Origin of the sequence: Cedecea colo (assembly GCF_011808225.1) — a bacterium.
In the GTDB taxonomy this organism is placed as follows: domain Bacteria; phylum Pseudomonadota; class Gammaproteobacteria; order Enterobacterales; family Enterobacteriaceae; genus Dryocola; species Dryocola colo.
On record NZ_SOYS01000009.1, the window covers coordinates 61,787 to 75,655 of the forward strand.

Genomic DNA, 13,869 nt, shown 5'->3' on the forward strand with positions numbered 1-13,869 from the left:
TTGAGTCAATGATTACTAAAATTTTTGCCCTTCCGGTTATTGAACAGATCGCCCCTGTCCTCTCTCGTCGTCAGCTTGATGAACTGGACGTAATTGTGGTCGATCACCCACAGGTACGCGCCTCCGTGGCTTTACAGGGGGCGCATCTGCTCTCCTGGAAACCGGCCGGTGAAGAAGAAGTCCTGTGGCTGAGCAACAACACGCCGTTTAAAAATGGCAAAGCGCTGCGCGGCGGCGTGCCGGTCTGCTGGCCGTGGTTTGGCCCGGCTGAAGATAAAGCCCTGCCCGCGCACGGCTTTGCCCGTAATTTGCCGTGGACGCTGAGCGCGCATAGCGAAGACGCCAGCGGCGTTTCGCTGACGTTTGAACTGCAAAGCAGCGATGAAACCCGCAAGCTCTGGCCGCATGATTTCACTCTGTACGCACGTTATAAGCTGGGTAAAACCTGCGAAATGGAGCTGGAAGCGCACGGTGAATTTGAAGTCACCAGCGCCCTGCACACCTATTTCAACGTGGGCAATATTGCCGATGTGAAAGTGAGCGGCCTGGGCGATATCTATATCGACAAGGTGCTCGGCGGTGAAAAAGGCCAGTTAACCGATGGCGTGCAGACTTTCCCCGATCGTACCGATCGCGTTTACCTGGCGGCAGAAGAATGCAGCGTCATTCATGATGCAAGCCTGAAGCGCACCATTGACGTTGAGCATCGCCACCACAGCAACGTAGTGGGCTGGAATCCGGGCCCGGCGCTGTCTGCCTCGATGGGCGATATGCCGGACGACGGCTATAAGACTTTTGTTTGTGTAGAAACGGCTTGCGTGACAACGTCACAAAAAGCGAGCACCGACAAACCGGCGCGCCTGGCAGCAACGCTGCGTGTAGCGAAGAACGGCTAAACCATAGCTAAAGGCGTTTTGTGGCCCGGTGCCGGAAACGCCTTTTCCATCACGGCAATTTCTTCGTTACTCAGGGTTATTTCGCGCGCCGCAGCGTTCTCTTTAACATGCGCCACGCTGCCGGCTTTTGGAATCGCCATCACGCCGTTATGGCTTATCAACCACGCTAATAACAACTGCGCGACAGCGACGCCCTTCTGCGCAGCCATTTGCTTCAGCGCCGGATGATTCATCAGCCCATCGCGCAATCGCCCCGCCTGAGCCAGCGGGCAATAGGCCATCACCGGCATGTTTTGTTGCTGGCACCATGGCAATAGATCGTGCTCAATGCCACGCGAAGCTAAATGATAAAGCACCTGATTGGTTGCACATTCTGCACCACCGGCAAGCACGGTGAGCTCCCGCATATCGTCATAATCGAGATTTGATACGCCCCAACGGCGGATTTTCCCCTGCTGCTTCAGGGCTTGCATGGCGCTAACGGTTTCTTCCAGCGGGATATCCCCGCGCCAGTGCAGCAGATAAAGGTCGAGATAATCGCTCTGCAAACGTTTGAGGCTGGCTTCACAGGCGGCAATAGCTCGTTCTCCGCCCGCGTTCCATGGATAGACTTTCGAAACAAGGAAAACCTCGTCACGCCGTCCGCGAATGGCTTCGCCAACTATGCGTTCCGCGCCGCCCTCGGCGTACATTTCAGCCGTGTCGATAAGCGTCAAACCAAGATCGATACCTGCCTGCAGGGCATGAACCTCATCCCGACGCTGTAACGCCTTCTCGCCCATAGCCCAGGTTCCCTGCCCTATTGCCGGTAAGCCCTTGTTTGCTGAAAAATGAATCTGTCTGGTCATAACGCTTCCTTCACAGTTTGCCTCGTCATAATGCAAACGGGGCGCAAGCGCCCCGTAAATATGCATAAATTGCACTATCAGAAACTATAGGTTATGCCGGCAGAAATCAGACTGCTCCATGATTTATCGACCATCGGGCTGTCTTTGATCTCATTACCCAGGCGGTTGTAACGTCCGCTGCCATACACGCTCCAGTCGTCAGCAAACTTGTAGCTCGCCGTCAGTTCCAGATACGGGTTCCAGCTATCGTCAGCATCGTAGCTATTCAGACCGCTACGTCTCGCCTCATTATGGGAAACCCCATAATAGTAATCATTATAGTTTTCGCTGTGCCACGCCATACCAATGCCCGGCGTCAGGGTTAACGCGCCGTTGGTATAGCGGTACAGCCAGGCCAGATCCCAGACGATGCCGTTGCTGTTATCCAGCGTATCGCCCGACAGCGTCGTACGCAGGAAACCATATTCAGTGTTATGAACGTATGACAGCCCCGCCATCATTGTGCTCTTACGCTTGTCCAGACGGCGTAACTGACGATCGTCACTGTCGCCCGGTTTAAAATAGGTAGGCGAGTAATAGGCCATGATTGACAGTTTGTCGGCCTTGTCGTTCCACAGATAGTAGCCGCCGCCCAGCCCGCGGAACCAGAAGTCATCTCCTTCATAGGTGACAACCGGTATCGGGTAGACATCGCGATCGTACTGTTTATACGGGCTCTCAACGATACCAACGCCCGCACCAACAGACCATTGACTGGCCGCGCTCGCGGTACCCAGTGAAGAAGCGATAATGACACTCAATGCCAGAAGTTTGAATTTGGTCACAATCCATTCAGTCCTTTAATCAAATAATCAGCGGAACAAGTGTAACTGTGCCGCCCATTTCTCCCAAATTTTTTACCAATCAAAAAACCTTATCAATCAATCAGGCTGGCAGAAAAGGATTTCATTCTCTTTTCACTTTCATGACGGCTGTATTATTCCGGCGGCGGCGCTTTACGCCGGAGGAAGCAAGAACCTGATGAGTTATTGATATGTCGTTGAAATTGGCCTGCGGCCGTATGCAAGTTTTGCAAATGCCATCTACGCTTTATTTTAAGAAGGTGAATTACTCTGACGGCAGTACCGAAAAGCACCACAACAGATAAGTTGGCATAAGGGTTGCTGTACTCAGAATACGTCTTCCGGGAGCCCCTATTACTATTACCTTCGGCTCTCTAACCTGTGCTAAAAAACGAAAGGACGGCATGCCATGAATATATTCGATCACTATCGCCAGCGTTATGAAGCTGCCAAGGACGAAGAGTTCACACTGCAGGAATTTCTTGCCATCTGTAAGCAAGATCGCAGTGCCTATGCCAACGCGGCAGAAAGGCTATTGATGGCCATTGGTGAGCCAGTGATGGTGGATACTGCCACAGAGCCACGGCTGTCCCGTCTCTTTTCGAACCGGGTGATTTCCCGTTATCCGGCGTTTGAAGAGTTCTATGGTATGGAAGAAGCCATTGAGCAAATCGTTTCCTATCTGAAACATGCGGCTCAGGGGCTGGAAGAGAAGAAACAAATTCTCTATTTGCTGGGGCCGGTCGGCGGCGGTAAGTCTTCACTCGCCGAACGCCTGAAGGCGCTGATGCAGCGCGTACCGATTTATACCCTCAGCGCGAACGGCGAACGCAGCCCGGTAAACGACCACCCGCTGTGTCTGTTCAACCCGCAGGAAGACGCCTCGATCCTTGAAAAAGAGTACGGCGTACCTAACCGCTACCTGGGCACGATTATGTCCCCATGGGCGGCGAAGCGCCTGCACGAATTTGGCGGCGATATCACCAAATTCCGCGTGGTGAAAGTCTGGCCGTCGATTCTGGCGCAGATTGCCATCGCCAAAACCGAACCGGGGGATGAAAACAACCAGGACATCTCGGCGCTGGTCGGTAAGGTGGATATCCGCAAGCTGGAAAACCACGCGCAAAACGATCCTGATGCCTATGGCTACTCCGGTGCGCTGTGCCGCGCCAACCAGGGCATTATGGAATTCGTTGAGATGTTTAAAGCGCCGATTAAAGTGCTGCACCCGCTGCTGACGGCGACTCAGGAAGGCAACTACAACGGCACGGAAGGCATCTCCGCCCTACCGTTCAACGGCATTATTCTGGCGCACTCCAACGAATCTGAATGGGTGACCTTCCGCAATAACAAAAACAACGAGGCGTTCCTTGACCGTGTGTATATCGTCAAGGTGCCTTATTGCCTGCGGATTTCCGAAGAGATCAAAATCTACGAGAAGCTGCTTAATCACAGCGAGCTGTCCCACGCGCCTTGTGCGCCGGGTACGCTCGAAACGCTGTCGCGCTTCTCCATTCTTTCACGCCTGAAAGAGCCGGAAAACTCCAGCATTTACTCCAAAATGCGGGTGTACGACGGCGAAAGCCTGAAGGATACCGACCCGAAAGCGAAGTCCTACCAGGAATATCGCGACTACGCCGGGGTGGATGAAGGCATGAACGGCCTGTCGACACGCTTTGCGTTCAAAATCCTCTCGCGCGTGTTTAACTTCGACCATGTAGAGGTCGCGGCCAACCCGGTTCATCTTTTCTACGTGCTGGAGCAACAGATCGAACGCGAGCAGTTCCCTCAGGATCTGGCAGAGAAATATCTGGAGCACCTGAAAGGCTATCTGATCCCGAAATACGCTGAATTCATCGGCAAAGAGATCCAGACGGCGTATCTCGAATCTTATTCAGAATACGGACAGAACATTTTCGACCGTTATGTCACCTACGCTGACTTCTGGATTCAGGATCAGGAATACCGCGACCCGGATACCGGCCAGCTCTTCGATCGTGAAGCCCTGAATGCGGAGCTGGAAAAAATTGAAAAACCGGCAGGCATCAGCAACCCGAAAGATTTCCGCAATGAAATCGTCAACTTCGTGCTGCGCGCCCGCGCCAACAATAACGGTCGTAATCCTAACTGGACCAGCTACGAGAAGCTGCGCACGGTTATTGAGAAGAAAATGTTCTCCAATACCGAAGAGCTGCTGCCCGTTATTTCGTTCAACGCCAAAACCTCGACCGACGAACAGAAGAAACACGATGATTTTGTCGATCGTATGATGGAGAAAGGCTATACCCGCAAACAGGTCCGTCTGCTGTGCGAATGGTATCTGCGGGTACGCAAATCTTCATAACGTCTGTACTCGATATAATTCGGGTTGTGGTCAGGCGGCAAGGAAGCTCATCGCCAGGAGCTTATCTAAGCAAGCGACCGGGAGGAGTAAGTACAGCCGCCTTCGCCGCAACCTGAAGTATGACGGGCATAAGTCAAAAAAGGGCGACACAACCGTGTCGCCCCTGCGCAGTCGGCAAAGAAGTTGGGGGAACTATGGCCTATTTTATTGACAGGCGACTGAACGGCAAAAACAAGAGCGCGGTCAACCGCCAGCGCTTCCTGCGCCGTTATAAAGCACAAATCAAACAGTCGATTTCCGAGGCCATCAACAAGCGTTCGGTAACCGACGTGGATAGCGGCGAGTCCGTCTCCATTCCCAGTGAAGATATCAGCGAACCGATGTTTCACCAGGGGCGTGGCGGCCTGCGCCATCGCGTACATCCCGGGAACGATCATTTCGTCCAGAACGACCGCATCGAGCGCCCTCAGGGCGGCGGCGGTGGTTCAGGCGGCGGTCAGGGTCAGGCAAGCCCGGACGGCGAAGGCCAGGATGAATTCGTCTTCCAGATCTCAAAAGATGAATACCTCGATTTGCTGTTTGAAGACCTGGCGTTGCCAAATCTGCAGAAAAACCAGCAGCGGCAGCTCAACGAGTTTAAAACGCATCGTGCGGGTTATACCTCTAACGGCGTGCCTGCAAACATTGCCGTGGTTCGTTCACTGCAAAACTCGCTGGCAAGACGCACGGCAATGACCGCCGGGAAACGCCGTCAGCTACACGAGCTGGAAGATAGCCTTGAAACCGTCAGCAAAAGCGAACCTGCGCAACTGCTGGAAGAAGAACGTTTGCGCAAAGAGATAGCTGAGCTACGCGAGAAAATCGCCCGCGTGCCGTTTATCGATACGTTCGATTTGCGCTACAAAAACTACGAAAAACGCGCCGAGCCTTCAAGCCAGGCCGTCATGTTTTGTCTGATGGACGTCTCCGGTTCGATGGACCAGGCCACCAAAGACATGGCAAAACGTTTTTATATTCTGCTCTATTTATTCCTGAGCAGAACCTATAAAAACGTGGAAGTGGTTTATATCCGCCATCACACGCAGGCGAAAGAAGTGGATGAGCACGAGTTTTTCTATTCGCAGGAAACCGGCGGCACCATTGTATCAAGCGCGTTGAAGCTGATGGATGAAGTCGTGAAGGAAAGGTATGACCCAGCGCAGTGGAATATTTACGCCGCACAAGCTTCGGACGGCGACAACTGGGCGGATGACTCGCCGCTGTGTCATGAACTGCTGGCGAAAAAACTGCTGCCGGTGGTGCGCTATTACAGCTATATCGAAATCACCCGGCGCGCGCACCAGACGCTGTGGCGCGAATATGAAGACCTACAGGCAACCTTCGATAACTTCGCCATGCAGCACATCCGCGACCAGGACGATATCTATCCTGTATTCCGGGAGCTTTTCCACAAGCAGCAGACCAGCGACTCTTACAATTAGCACTGATAAATCAGCCAGTTAATTTACGTTTGCTGGCTGATTTTTGCAGTTTATTTGCCGGTATCCTTGTACGGGCCTTTCTTATCATCCTCACTGTCGTCTCGCTTACGGGGTATTTCTCCGTGTTTCTTAGGCTCGCCCCCGATCGAACGATCGTCTTCTTCGTGCGCATTACTGGCGTCAGGCGCTACCTCAGGCAGGCCTTTGCTTACTTCGCCCTCTTCTCTGCGATGTTCGTTTGAATCAAGTTTCGACATAACGTTCTCCTTTTGCTTCCGAATCTTAAGCTTAGACGATAATACCGCACGGTTTAGCCGCTACTGGAGAATCGGCAGGCGCTATTAAATCCAGGGAATTGTAGTTTGTGGCCTTTGCTGTGTAATATTTTTCACTGAAACAACACGGGCTTATTACACAAAAAAGGAATGATATGAAAAAGTTGATTATGGTTATTTTGGCTGCCACGGCCATTTCTGGATGCGCACAGCAAACCTTCTCTGTGAACAAAGGCGTGACCGCTGCACCGCAACAGATAACCACCCATCACTTCTTCGTAAGCGGTATTGGTCAAAAGAAACAAATTGACGCAGCTCAGGTTTGTGGCGGCGCGGATAAGGTCGTGAGCACCGAAGTCCAGCAGACTTTTGTTAACGGCCTGCTTGGTTTTGTTACTTTCGGCATTTATACGCCGCGCGAAGCGCGAGTATATTGCGCTAAGTAATTCACGACGCTGCTATAAAAAAGCCCACCGGTAGGATTGACCCCAGTCGGTGGGCTTTCTGCGTTATTTCGGCACCCTCAGCACCTGTCCTGGATAAATTTTTTCCGGGCTTTTGAGCATCGGCTTGTTGGCCTCGAAGATCTTGTTGTACTGGTTTGCGTCGCCGTAAACCTGCTTAGAAATTGCGCTCAGGGTATCGCCTGATTTCACGGTGTAATACTGGCTCTCTGCAGCCGCCTCTTTCACCGTTACCTTATCTTCCACGCCGGCAATGCCCGCAACGTTACCAACGGCTACCAGGATTTTCTCTTTTGCTTCCTGGCTTAGCCCTTCGCCCGTCACGACGGCCTTGCCATCTGCAACTTTTACGTCGACTTTATCTGCATCCGGAACGCCGGTTTTTTTCAGGTGCTCTTTAAGAAGTTCGTTTTGATCGGCGGCGTGCGCCGTTCCGGTAACCGCATGGAATATTTTCTCGCCTGCTTCTTTCACAAAACTGATTAAGCCCATATCTCCTCCTGATAATTTTCGTTCGGGTAGTAACAACACTATCAACTTCAAAGTCTAGCAGAGGAAAGCACTATGCGAGCGGGAACGCGTCGAAGCGCGAAAATGAACAAAGAACAAGGCAATATCATTCCCGTAGCTGACGTGATGATGCCGGTTGCCAGCGCGATACCAGCCAGCCCCGGCTGCTGCACAGCGGGTAATAAACCATGCCCGTAATCGTCAAGCTTATCCGGCGAGGCGGTAAAGACGAGGAATTGCTGACCGGTCACAACATCAGGCCTGGAGAAGCCCACCACCTGCGCACGCTCCGGCGTAATGGGGATATCCGCGGCTATCAGATCGACTTTGCCCAACTGTAAAAGAGGAATGCGTTGGCCGGATTTGTGGCGCCCAGCTCCAGTTTAATGCCAGGATAATTTATAAGTTATTAGCAAAATCAATTTAGTAGAAAAAAAGAATACGTGTTTTAGCCTCTATGGAGCCAAAGAGTGGATTAGCGTCAAAAGTAGCAACTCTTACCATGCCCGCTTTCTGCTTATTCACCCGCCAATCGGCCTGCGTCGCCGTTGCATAAAGCCCGAAAAACGTCAAAAGAAATGATGCAGAGAGCTTATTTTTATGGGGTGTCACCGCCTGGGCCATAGATTTTCCTTGTTATCCCCGCCGGTTAGCGGGCCGTGGCTTTACGCTCCCATAACAGCAGCGTCTTTCCCAATGCGTAAAGCTGCATTGCATATACGCAAAAAGTCTTAGTTAGCATACTGTTAAAAGTTTTCCTTATAGATTTTGAAATAATTCCTATAACAAACTGTTTTTAAATATAAAAAACCGAGAAATATGCCAACAAAGTGTGATGCGGTCTTTGTTTTTAACATCGCCCTGAAAAGTTTCTTTTCGCTCAGGCCGATAACTCTGCCAGTTAACAGGAGAGATAAAATGAAATCACTGACCCACAATTTGTTGTTATTGATCTGCTGCTCCGTCCTGATGTCGGCGCTGGTTACCGCCATTGCGCTTTATGGTAGCCAGCAGAGCGCGCAAAAGACGGCGAACGGCATGCTGGCGAAGGATCTGGTGTCGGATATCCATCCCGCGCCGGTCTATCTAATCGAGCTGCGTCTGGTGCTTTCTCGCGTGGTTGAGGGCACCCTGACCGTCGATCAGGCCGATAGCGAAATAAAGCGACTGAGCAAAATCTGGCATCAAAGAATCGACTACTGGAAAAGCGTTTTGCCGCCGGAGCTACAGGAGAAACTACTGGGCGCGCAGTACACGGCCGGACTGGCGATGATCAAAGAAGCGAACGATTTGATTGAGCTAATTCGCAGCGGTGCGCCGACGCCGCTGTTTGAGAGGCTCAAAGCGGCGGATAAGTACTTCTTCGCCCACGAAAAAGGGATTAACGCCTTTGTGCAGCAATCCTCAAACTACGCCAACAGCGCCGTCAACGACGCGCAAAACAGCACCAGTAACTCGGTGAAATGGCAGATGATCGGCTCGGCCGCTGCGGTGTTATTGCTGCTGCTTATCGGTTACTGGGTGCATCGCAGTATTTTCAAATCGTTGGGCGCAGAACCGGCGCAGGTGGCTGAGATAGCCAATGCCGTTGCCAATGGCGATTTGACCCGCCATGTTCCCGTGCGGGAAGGCGATACGCAAAGCGTGATGGCCGCTATGAAGACCATGTGTGAAGAATTAATGATGATCATTAATATCGTTCATCAGAGCAGCGACCATATCACCAACAGCTCCGGTGAAATTGTCAGCGGCAACGTGGATCTGGCTTCCCGCACCGAGGAGCAGGCCAGCGCGCTGGAACAGACCGCTTCTTCAATGGAAGAGATGACCGCCACGGTAAAACAGAACGCCGAGAATGCGCAAACCGCCAGCCAGCTTGCGGCAGCGGCTTCACGCAGCGCCGAACAAGGCGGTGCCGTCGTCGCCCGCGTGGTGCAGACCATGAACGAGATCTCCACTTCCGCCAGCAAAATCACCGACATCATCAGCGTCATTGACGGCATCGCTTTCCAGACCAATATTCTGGCGCTTAACGCCGCCGTGGAAGCCGCCCGTGCAGGTGACCAGGGACGTGGGTTCGCGGTGGTTGCCGGAGAAGTTCGCAGCCTGGCGCAACGCAGTGCGGGCGCGGCAAAAGAGATAAAAGTACTGATTGAAAACTCCGTTTCACAGGTTACGCACGGCAGCGAACTGGTGAACGAAGCAGGCAAAACTATCAATACCGCCGTAACGGATGTGAAACGCGTGGCGGCTCTGATGGCCGAGATCACTAACGCCAGCGAAGAGCAAAGCAGCGGTATTGCGCAGGTAAGCACCGCAATCAGCCAGATGGACGTCACCACGCAGCAGAACGCGGCGATGGTAAACCAGGCAGCCGCGGCGGCAGAGGCGTTGCTGGACCAGACTCGCGGGCTACGCGAAGTCGTCTCGCAATTCCGTCTGAGTAACGCTATCTAAGAGGTAAGCGACGCCAGGTAACGCCCCGGCGTCGTTCCCAGTGATTTCCTGAACATAGTAATAAAAGCATTGGTGGACTCGTATCCCAGCGCGTCCGCCACCTTCTGTACCGTCTCACCATCGATTAATAATTGCAGAGCGATAATCAACTGCAACTGCTGCCGCCAGCGGCGGAAATTCAACCCCGTTTCCTTAACCACCAGCCGGGCCAGATTTCGCTCGCTCATTGCCAGCATTTGGGCCCATTGCGCCAGCGTTCGCCGGGCCTGCGGAGCCTGCACCAGCTGTTCGGCCATCTGACGGATTTTGGGATGGCGGGACATTGGCAAACGCAGCTGCTCAACCGGCTGGTGCGGCAACTCATCGAACAAAACCTGAACCAGGCGTTTTCGCGCAGGCGTGTCATCTTCGTCATCGGGACACCGGGTCAGATGCAGAATCAACTCCCGCACCAGCGGGGAAATTTTTAACGTGCAGCACTGGTCCGGCATCGCCACGACGCCGAGCTCGATAAATAAAAAACAGATCCGTGCGTTGGCCGTGGCGCGGTTGCTGTGCAACATTGAGCCGGGGATCCATACCGCGTATTGCGTCGGCACCATCCACATCGCCTGCTCCACCTCGCAGGTTATCCCGCCGTGTAAAGCAACGATAAGCTGGCCCTTGCGGTGCTGATGAAAAGGTATTTCCCTGACGCTTTCAGCCACGCGTATGCGGAAAGCCTGGGCAGGCTGCTGGCTGCTGTCCGGGTCGAATCCTTCTAAGGCTAAACCACGCTCCATTATTCTGTCCGAATTTAGGGATAATCTGTCATTTTACGTTGATTTGTTCAGCGACAGAAGCGTGTATCTTTAGGCCTCGATTTTAATGGACATGAAAAATGACGACTTCCTCTTCAGCGAGCATAAAAAAACGTGGCCTGTTACTGCTCGGTATTCTGTCGATTGCCACAACGCTACGCGTCACCTTTACCGGCGCGGCCCCGTTACTGGATATGGTGCACGACGCCTTCGGCCTGACCACGGCACAGACCGGCGTGCTGACTACGCTCCCTCTGCTGGCCTTTGCGGTTGTTTCACCTATGGCGGCGGGTATCGCCCGGCGCTTCGGCATCGAGCGCAGTTTATTTGGCGCAACGATCGTTATCTGCGCGGGTATCGCCCTTCGCTCTGCCGGCAGCACAGCGGCGTTGTACATCGGCACCGCAATTATTGGTTGCGGAATTGCCATGGGTAACGTGCTGCTGCCGAGCCTGGTTAAACGCGACTTCCCGGACCAGGTTGCGCGCCTTACCGGTGCATATTCGCTAACGATGGGCGTTGCGGCGGCTATTGGTTCCATTATGGTAGTGCCCATCGCGCTGCACGGCTACGGCTGGCAGGGTGCGCTGATGGCGCTGATTGCCTTCCCTGTTGTCGCGCTGCTGCTGTGGCTGCCTCAGTTAGCGAACCATACGCCTGCCAGGCTGAGCAGCAATAGCGCCCTGCACAACCGCGGGATCTGGTCTTCGCCGCTCGCCTGGCAGGTTACGATGTATCTCGGTATTAACTCGTTGATTTACTATGTGGTCATCGGCTGGCTACCTTCAATCCTGATTAGCCACGGATACAGCGAAGCACAGGCAGGTTCCCTGCACGGCCTGTTACAACTGGCAACCGCCGTTCCCGGCCTGGTTATCGGCCTGCTGCTAAGCCGCCTGAAAGATCAGCGTGGCATCGCCGTGTTAATGGCGATGTTGTGGGGCCTGAGCGCCATCGGCCTGTGGCTGCTGCCTGAATTTGCCAGCGTCTGGGTTTGTGTCGGTGGATTTGGTTCAGGTGCGGCGATGATTCTGGGCCTGTCTTTTATCGGCCTGCGTACCGGTTCTGCGCATCAGGCGGCGGCGCTTTCCGGTATGGCGCAGTGCGTGGGTTATTTACTGGCGGCGTTCGGCCCGCCGGTAATGGGGAAAATCCACGACGTTTCAGGCGGCTGGGGCTTGCCTCTGCTGGGATGCACGTTACTCTCTATAGCCATGGCGGCATTCGGTGCCTGGGCTGGCCGCAACGCTGAAATCGGCTCCGCGGCTAACGCCAGGACCTGATGCCCTGAGCGAAACCATCATTCCGGAGAGCGACAATGCAAAAAGAAGCTAAGCCATCAGCACCGCAGAACATTTTTGACGACCCGGTTTTTTTTGAGAACTATCGGCAGCTACGCGAGAACGATTCTGGCCTGAATGGCTTACTGGAGCTGCCTGCGCTCTATTCCCTGCTTCCCGAACTCGGCGGACGGTCGGTTCTGGATCTCGGCTGCGGCTTCGGGGATTTTGCCCGCTACGCCCGTAAACACGGGGCCGCCAGCGTTCTTGGCGTGGATGTTTCGCAGAAAATGCTGGCCCAGGCCATGGCCTGTACCAATGACGAAAGTATTGTCTATCTGCATCTTGCCATCGAGCAGTTACAGGTGCAGGAGCAACGTTTTGATGTGGCCGTCTCTTCGCTGGCGCTGCATTACATCGAAGATTTCAGCGCGCTGTGCGGGAAAGTTTTTGCGTCGTTAAAACCCGGCGGCCAGTTTATATTTTCCGTTGAGCATCCGATGTGCACGGCCTTGCAGGTGGGTTGGGTACCGTATGAAAATGGCGACGTCTGGCCTGTGGATCGCTATCAGGAACAAACGCTGCGGCACACCACCTGGTTTGTAGACGACGTGCAAAAATATCACCGCACGGTAGAAAATTACGTGAATACGCTGCTGGACAACGGCTTTGCGCTCACCCGCCTGCTTGAACCAAAACCGCGAGACGAAGCCGTCGCGCTGCGGCCGGATCTTGCCACCCAGTGCCGCCGTCCGCCTTTCCTGCTGCTGCGAGCGGCTAAAATCTAACGTACCGGCGGGTGGTGAAACGCTTACCCGCCCGCGCAAAATCCGGTTTATCATTGTGCCGCGCGTAGCAAAGCCTCCACCAAAGGAGCCGGCCGGTCTTTAAAAGCGTTGCGTTCGTGCTGGAACAGCGTCCCCACGAAGAAAGGATGATCGCTCAGCTCCACGGCACGGATTTCGCCCTGCTTATCCCATCCGGTGGCTTGCAGAGAGTATGGCTCAAGCGCTGCGGTAAAGAGTTCTGCGATGCCGTAATTGCAGCGGTAGTCTTCTTCTATTTTTGTCGTGCCATAAGCGCGGGCAATTTTTGAACCTTCCGCAAGCTTAATGGCGTCAGATTTTTCCACCAGCGAGCAGGTTAATGGCGCAATAACCAGCCGCCCGTCGCTGTCCGTTTCTGCATGTGCCGCGTCATCCCAGCCCATAACATTGCGGGCATACTCAACGATTGCATACTGAAATCCACCGCAGGTGCCAAGGAAGGGAATGCCGTTTTCACGCGCATAGCGTATCGCCAGCAACGCGCCGTCGTCATTTTGGTATGGGCTTGCGGGAACGCACCAGATTGCGTCATAACCGACTAAATCTTCCGGACTGACAACCTCCGGAGTTGGCAGCCAGTCATAGTCTGCGGTTACGCCGACGACCGCTGCCGCATTGTCTAATGCCTGTGGAATAGCCTGATGCGCAATGACCGCCGGATTAAAATCACCAACTAATGCAATACGAAGCGTGGATTTGAGGATGGAGGCTGGCATTTATTTGATTATCCTTATGTTTGCAAGCAGGGGACAACATAAGGAATCATAGAATAGTCACTTTGGGTTTATCTGACAACGCCGAAAATTGGCAGGGTGGAAATCGACAACCGTCCTGTGCAAATATTG

At 53.6% G+C, this 13,869-nt stretch carries 15 protein-coding genes; 7 read left to right on the forward strand and 8 right to left on the reverse strand.

What is annotated here, in order from left to right:
• Positions 1-8 precede the first annotated feature (8 nt).
• Positions 9-896: a D-hexose-6-phosphate mutarotase gene (locus E2L00_RS17065; protein WP_167613770.1), complete on the forward strand. Its 888-nt coding sequence runs from the start codon at positions 9-11 to the stop codon at positions 894-896.
• On the opposite strand, the gene E2L00_RS17070 is transcribed toward E2L00_RS17065, so the two are convergent.
• Together E2L00_RS17070 and E2L00_RS17075 are read right to left on the reverse strand one after the other, a co-directional pair.
• Positions 893-1,744 carry an aldo/keto reductase gene (locus E2L00_RS17070; protein WP_167613772.1) on the reverse strand — a complete coding sequence of 284 codons (852 nt, stop codon included), beginning with the start codon at positions 1,742-1,744 and terminating at the stop codon, positions 893-895. The genes E2L00_RS17065 and E2L00_RS17070 overlap by 4 nt on opposite strands.
• Positions 1,745-1,821: 77 nt before the next feature.
• On the reverse strand, positions 1,822-2,568 hold the full coding sequence (locus E2L00_RS17075; protein ID WP_167613774.1) for a MipA/OmpV family protein: 747 nt from the start codon (positions 2,566-2,568) through the stop codon (positions 1,822-1,824).
• 427 nt (positions 2,569-2,995) lie between these two features.
• Here E2L00_RS17075 and yeaG point away from each other — a divergent pair, with 427 nt between their 5' ends.
• Together yeaG and E2L00_RS17085 are read left to right on the forward strand one after the other, a co-directional pair.
• Positions 2,996-4,930 (forward strand): protein kinase YeaG, encoded by a 1,935-nt coding sequence (gene yeaG, locus E2L00_RS17080; protein WP_167613776.1) that lies wholly within the window; start codon positions 2,996-2,998, stop codon positions 4,928-4,930.
• 194 nt (positions 4,931-5,124) lie between these two features.
• Positions 5,125-6,411, forward strand: a complete 1,287-nt coding sequence (locus E2L00_RS17085; RefSeq protein WP_167613778.1) for a YeaH/YhbH family protein — start codon at positions 5,125-5,127, stop codon at positions 6,409-6,411.
• Positions 6,412-6,461: 50 nt separating this feature from the next.
• Here E2L00_RS17085 and E2L00_RS17090 read toward each other — a convergent pair whose 3' ends face one another.
• Entirely contained in the window at positions 6,462-6,668 is a 207-nt protein-coding gene (locus E2L00_RS17090) for a hypothetical protein (RefSeq protein ID WP_167613780.1), read from the reverse strand.
• A 173-nt stretch (positions 6,669-6,841) separates the two neighbouring features.
• On the opposite strand from E2L00_RS17090, the gene E2L00_RS17095 reads away from it, so the two are divergent.
• Positions 6,842-7,132: a Bor family protein gene (locus E2L00_RS17095; protein ID WP_167613782.1), complete on the forward strand. Its 291-nt coding sequence runs from the start codon at positions 6,842-6,844 to the stop codon at positions 7,130-7,132.
• A 63-nt stretch (positions 7,133-7,195) separates the two neighbouring features.
• On the opposite strand, the gene lysM is transcribed toward E2L00_RS17095, so the two are convergent.
• From lysM to E2L00_RS22030, 3 genes are all read right to left on the reverse strand, one after another.
• Positions 7,196-7,642: a peptidoglycan-binding protein LysM gene (gene lysM / locus E2L00_RS17100; RefSeq protein WP_167613784.1), complete on the reverse strand. Its 447-nt coding sequence runs from the start codon at positions 7,640-7,642 to the stop codon at positions 7,196-7,198.
• A gap of 47 nt (positions 7,643-7,689) precedes the next feature.
• Positions 7,690-7,995: a transporter substrate-binding domain-containing protein gene (locus E2L00_RS22025; protein WP_420808862.1), complete on the reverse strand. Its 306-nt coding sequence runs from the start codon at positions 7,993-7,995 to the stop codon at positions 7,690-7,692.
• An 88-nt stretch (positions 7,996-8,083) separates the two neighbouring features.
• Positions 8,084-8,284 carry a hypothetical protein gene (locus E2L00_RS22030; RefSeq protein WP_420808863.1) on the reverse strand — a complete coding sequence of 67 codons (201 nt, stop codon included), beginning with the start codon at positions 8,282-8,284 and terminating at the stop codon, positions 8,084-8,086.
• Positions 8,285-8,578: 294 nt separating this feature from the next.
• Between E2L00_RS22030 and E2L00_RS17110 the strand changes: the two genes are divergently transcribed.
• On the forward strand, positions 8,579-10,117 hold the full coding sequence (locus tag E2L00_RS17110) for a methyl-accepting chemotaxis protein (RefSeq protein WP_167613786.1): 1,539 nt from the start codon (positions 8,579-8,581) through the stop codon (positions 10,115-10,117).
• Here E2L00_RS17110 and E2L00_RS17115 read toward each other — a convergent pair.
• A complete protein-coding gene (locus E2L00_RS17115; RefSeq protein ID WP_167613788.1) occupies positions 10,114-10,899 on the reverse strand; it encodes an AraC family transcriptional regulator in 786 nt (261 codons plus the stop codon). The two genes, E2L00_RS17110 and E2L00_RS17115, sit on opposite strands and share 4 nt — an antisense overlap.
• 98 nt (positions 10,900-10,997) lie before the next feature.
• Between E2L00_RS17115 and E2L00_RS17120 the strand changes: the two genes are divergently transcribed.
• Complete coding sequence (locus E2L00_RS17120) at positions 10,998-12,200, forward strand: CynX/NimT family MFS transporter (RefSeq protein ID WP_167613790.1); 1,203 nt, start codon at positions 10,998-11,000, stop codon at positions 12,198-12,200.
• Between the two features lie 35 nt (positions 12,201-12,235).
• Positions 12,236-12,985 carry a class I SAM-dependent methyltransferase gene (locus E2L00_RS17125; protein ID WP_167613792.1) on the forward strand — a complete coding sequence of 250 codons (750 nt, stop codon included), beginning with the start codon at positions 12,236-12,238 and terminating at the stop codon, positions 12,983-12,985.
• Positions 12,986-13,035: 50 nt separating this feature from the next.
• Here the strand turns inward: E2L00_RS17125 and E2L00_RS17130 are convergent, their stop codons facing one another.
• Positions 13,036-13,740, reverse strand: a complete 705-nt coding sequence (locus E2L00_RS17130) for a CTP synthase C-terminal region-related (seleno)protein (RefSeq protein ID WP_167613794.1) — start codon at positions 13,738-13,740, stop codon at positions 13,036-13,038.
• Positions 13,741-13,869 lie beyond the last annotated feature (129 nt).

What these genes read in the sequence shown, in the direction of transcription:
- E2L00_RS17065 (WP_167613770.1), top strand. Translation starts at nt 9, where the DNA reads ATGATTACTAAAATTTTTGCCCTTCCGGTTATTGAACAGATCGCCCCT.
- E2L00_RS17070 (WP_167613772.1), bottom strand. Translation starts at nt 1,744, where the DNA reads ATGACCAGACAGATTCATTTTTCAGCAAACAAGGGCTTACCGGCAATA.
- yeaG (WP_167613776.1), top strand. Translation starts at nt 2,996, where the DNA reads ATGAATATATTCGATCACTATCGCCAGCGTTATGAAGCTGCCAAGGAC.
- E2L00_RS17085 (WP_167613778.1), top strand. Translation starts at nt 5,125, where the DNA reads ATGGCCTATTTTATTGACAGGCGACTGAACGGCAAAAACAAGAGCGCG.
- E2L00_RS17090 (WP_167613780.1), bottom strand. Translation starts at nt 6,668, where the DNA reads ATGTCGAAACTTGATTCAAACGAACATCGCAGAGAAGAGGGCGAAGTA.
- E2L00_RS17095 (WP_167613782.1), top strand. Translation starts at nt 6,842, where the DNA reads ATGAAAAAGTTGATTATGGTTATTTTGGCTGCCACGGCCATTTCTGGA.
- lysM (WP_167613784.1), bottom strand. Translation starts at nt 7,642, where the DNA reads ATGGGCTTAATCAGTTTTGTGAAAGAAGCAGGCGAGAAAATATTCCAT.
- E2L00_RS22030 (WP_420808863.1), bottom strand. Translation starts at nt 8,284, where the DNA reads ATGGCCCAGGCGGTGACACCCCATAAAAATAAGCTCTCTGCATCATTT.
- E2L00_RS17110 (WP_167613786.1), top strand. Translation starts at nt 8,579, where the DNA reads ATGAAATCACTGACCCACAATTTGTTGTTATTGATCTGCTGCTCCGTC.
- E2L00_RS17115 (WP_167613788.1), bottom strand. Translation starts at nt 10,899, where the DNA reads ATGGAGCGTGGTTTAGCCTTAGAAGGATTCGACCCGGACAGCAGCCAG.
- E2L00_RS17120 (WP_167613790.1), top strand. Translation starts at nt 10,998, where the DNA reads ATGACGACTTCCTCTTCAGCGAGCATAAAAAAACGTGGCCTGTTACTG.
- E2L00_RS17125 (WP_167613792.1), top strand. Translation starts at nt 12,236, where the DNA reads ATGCAAAAAGAAGCTAAGCCATCAGCACCGCAGAACATTTTTGACGAC.
- E2L00_RS17130 (WP_167613794.1), bottom strand. Translation starts at nt 13,740, where the DNA reads ATGCCAGCCTCCATCCTCAAATCCACGCTTCGTATTGCATTAGTTGGT.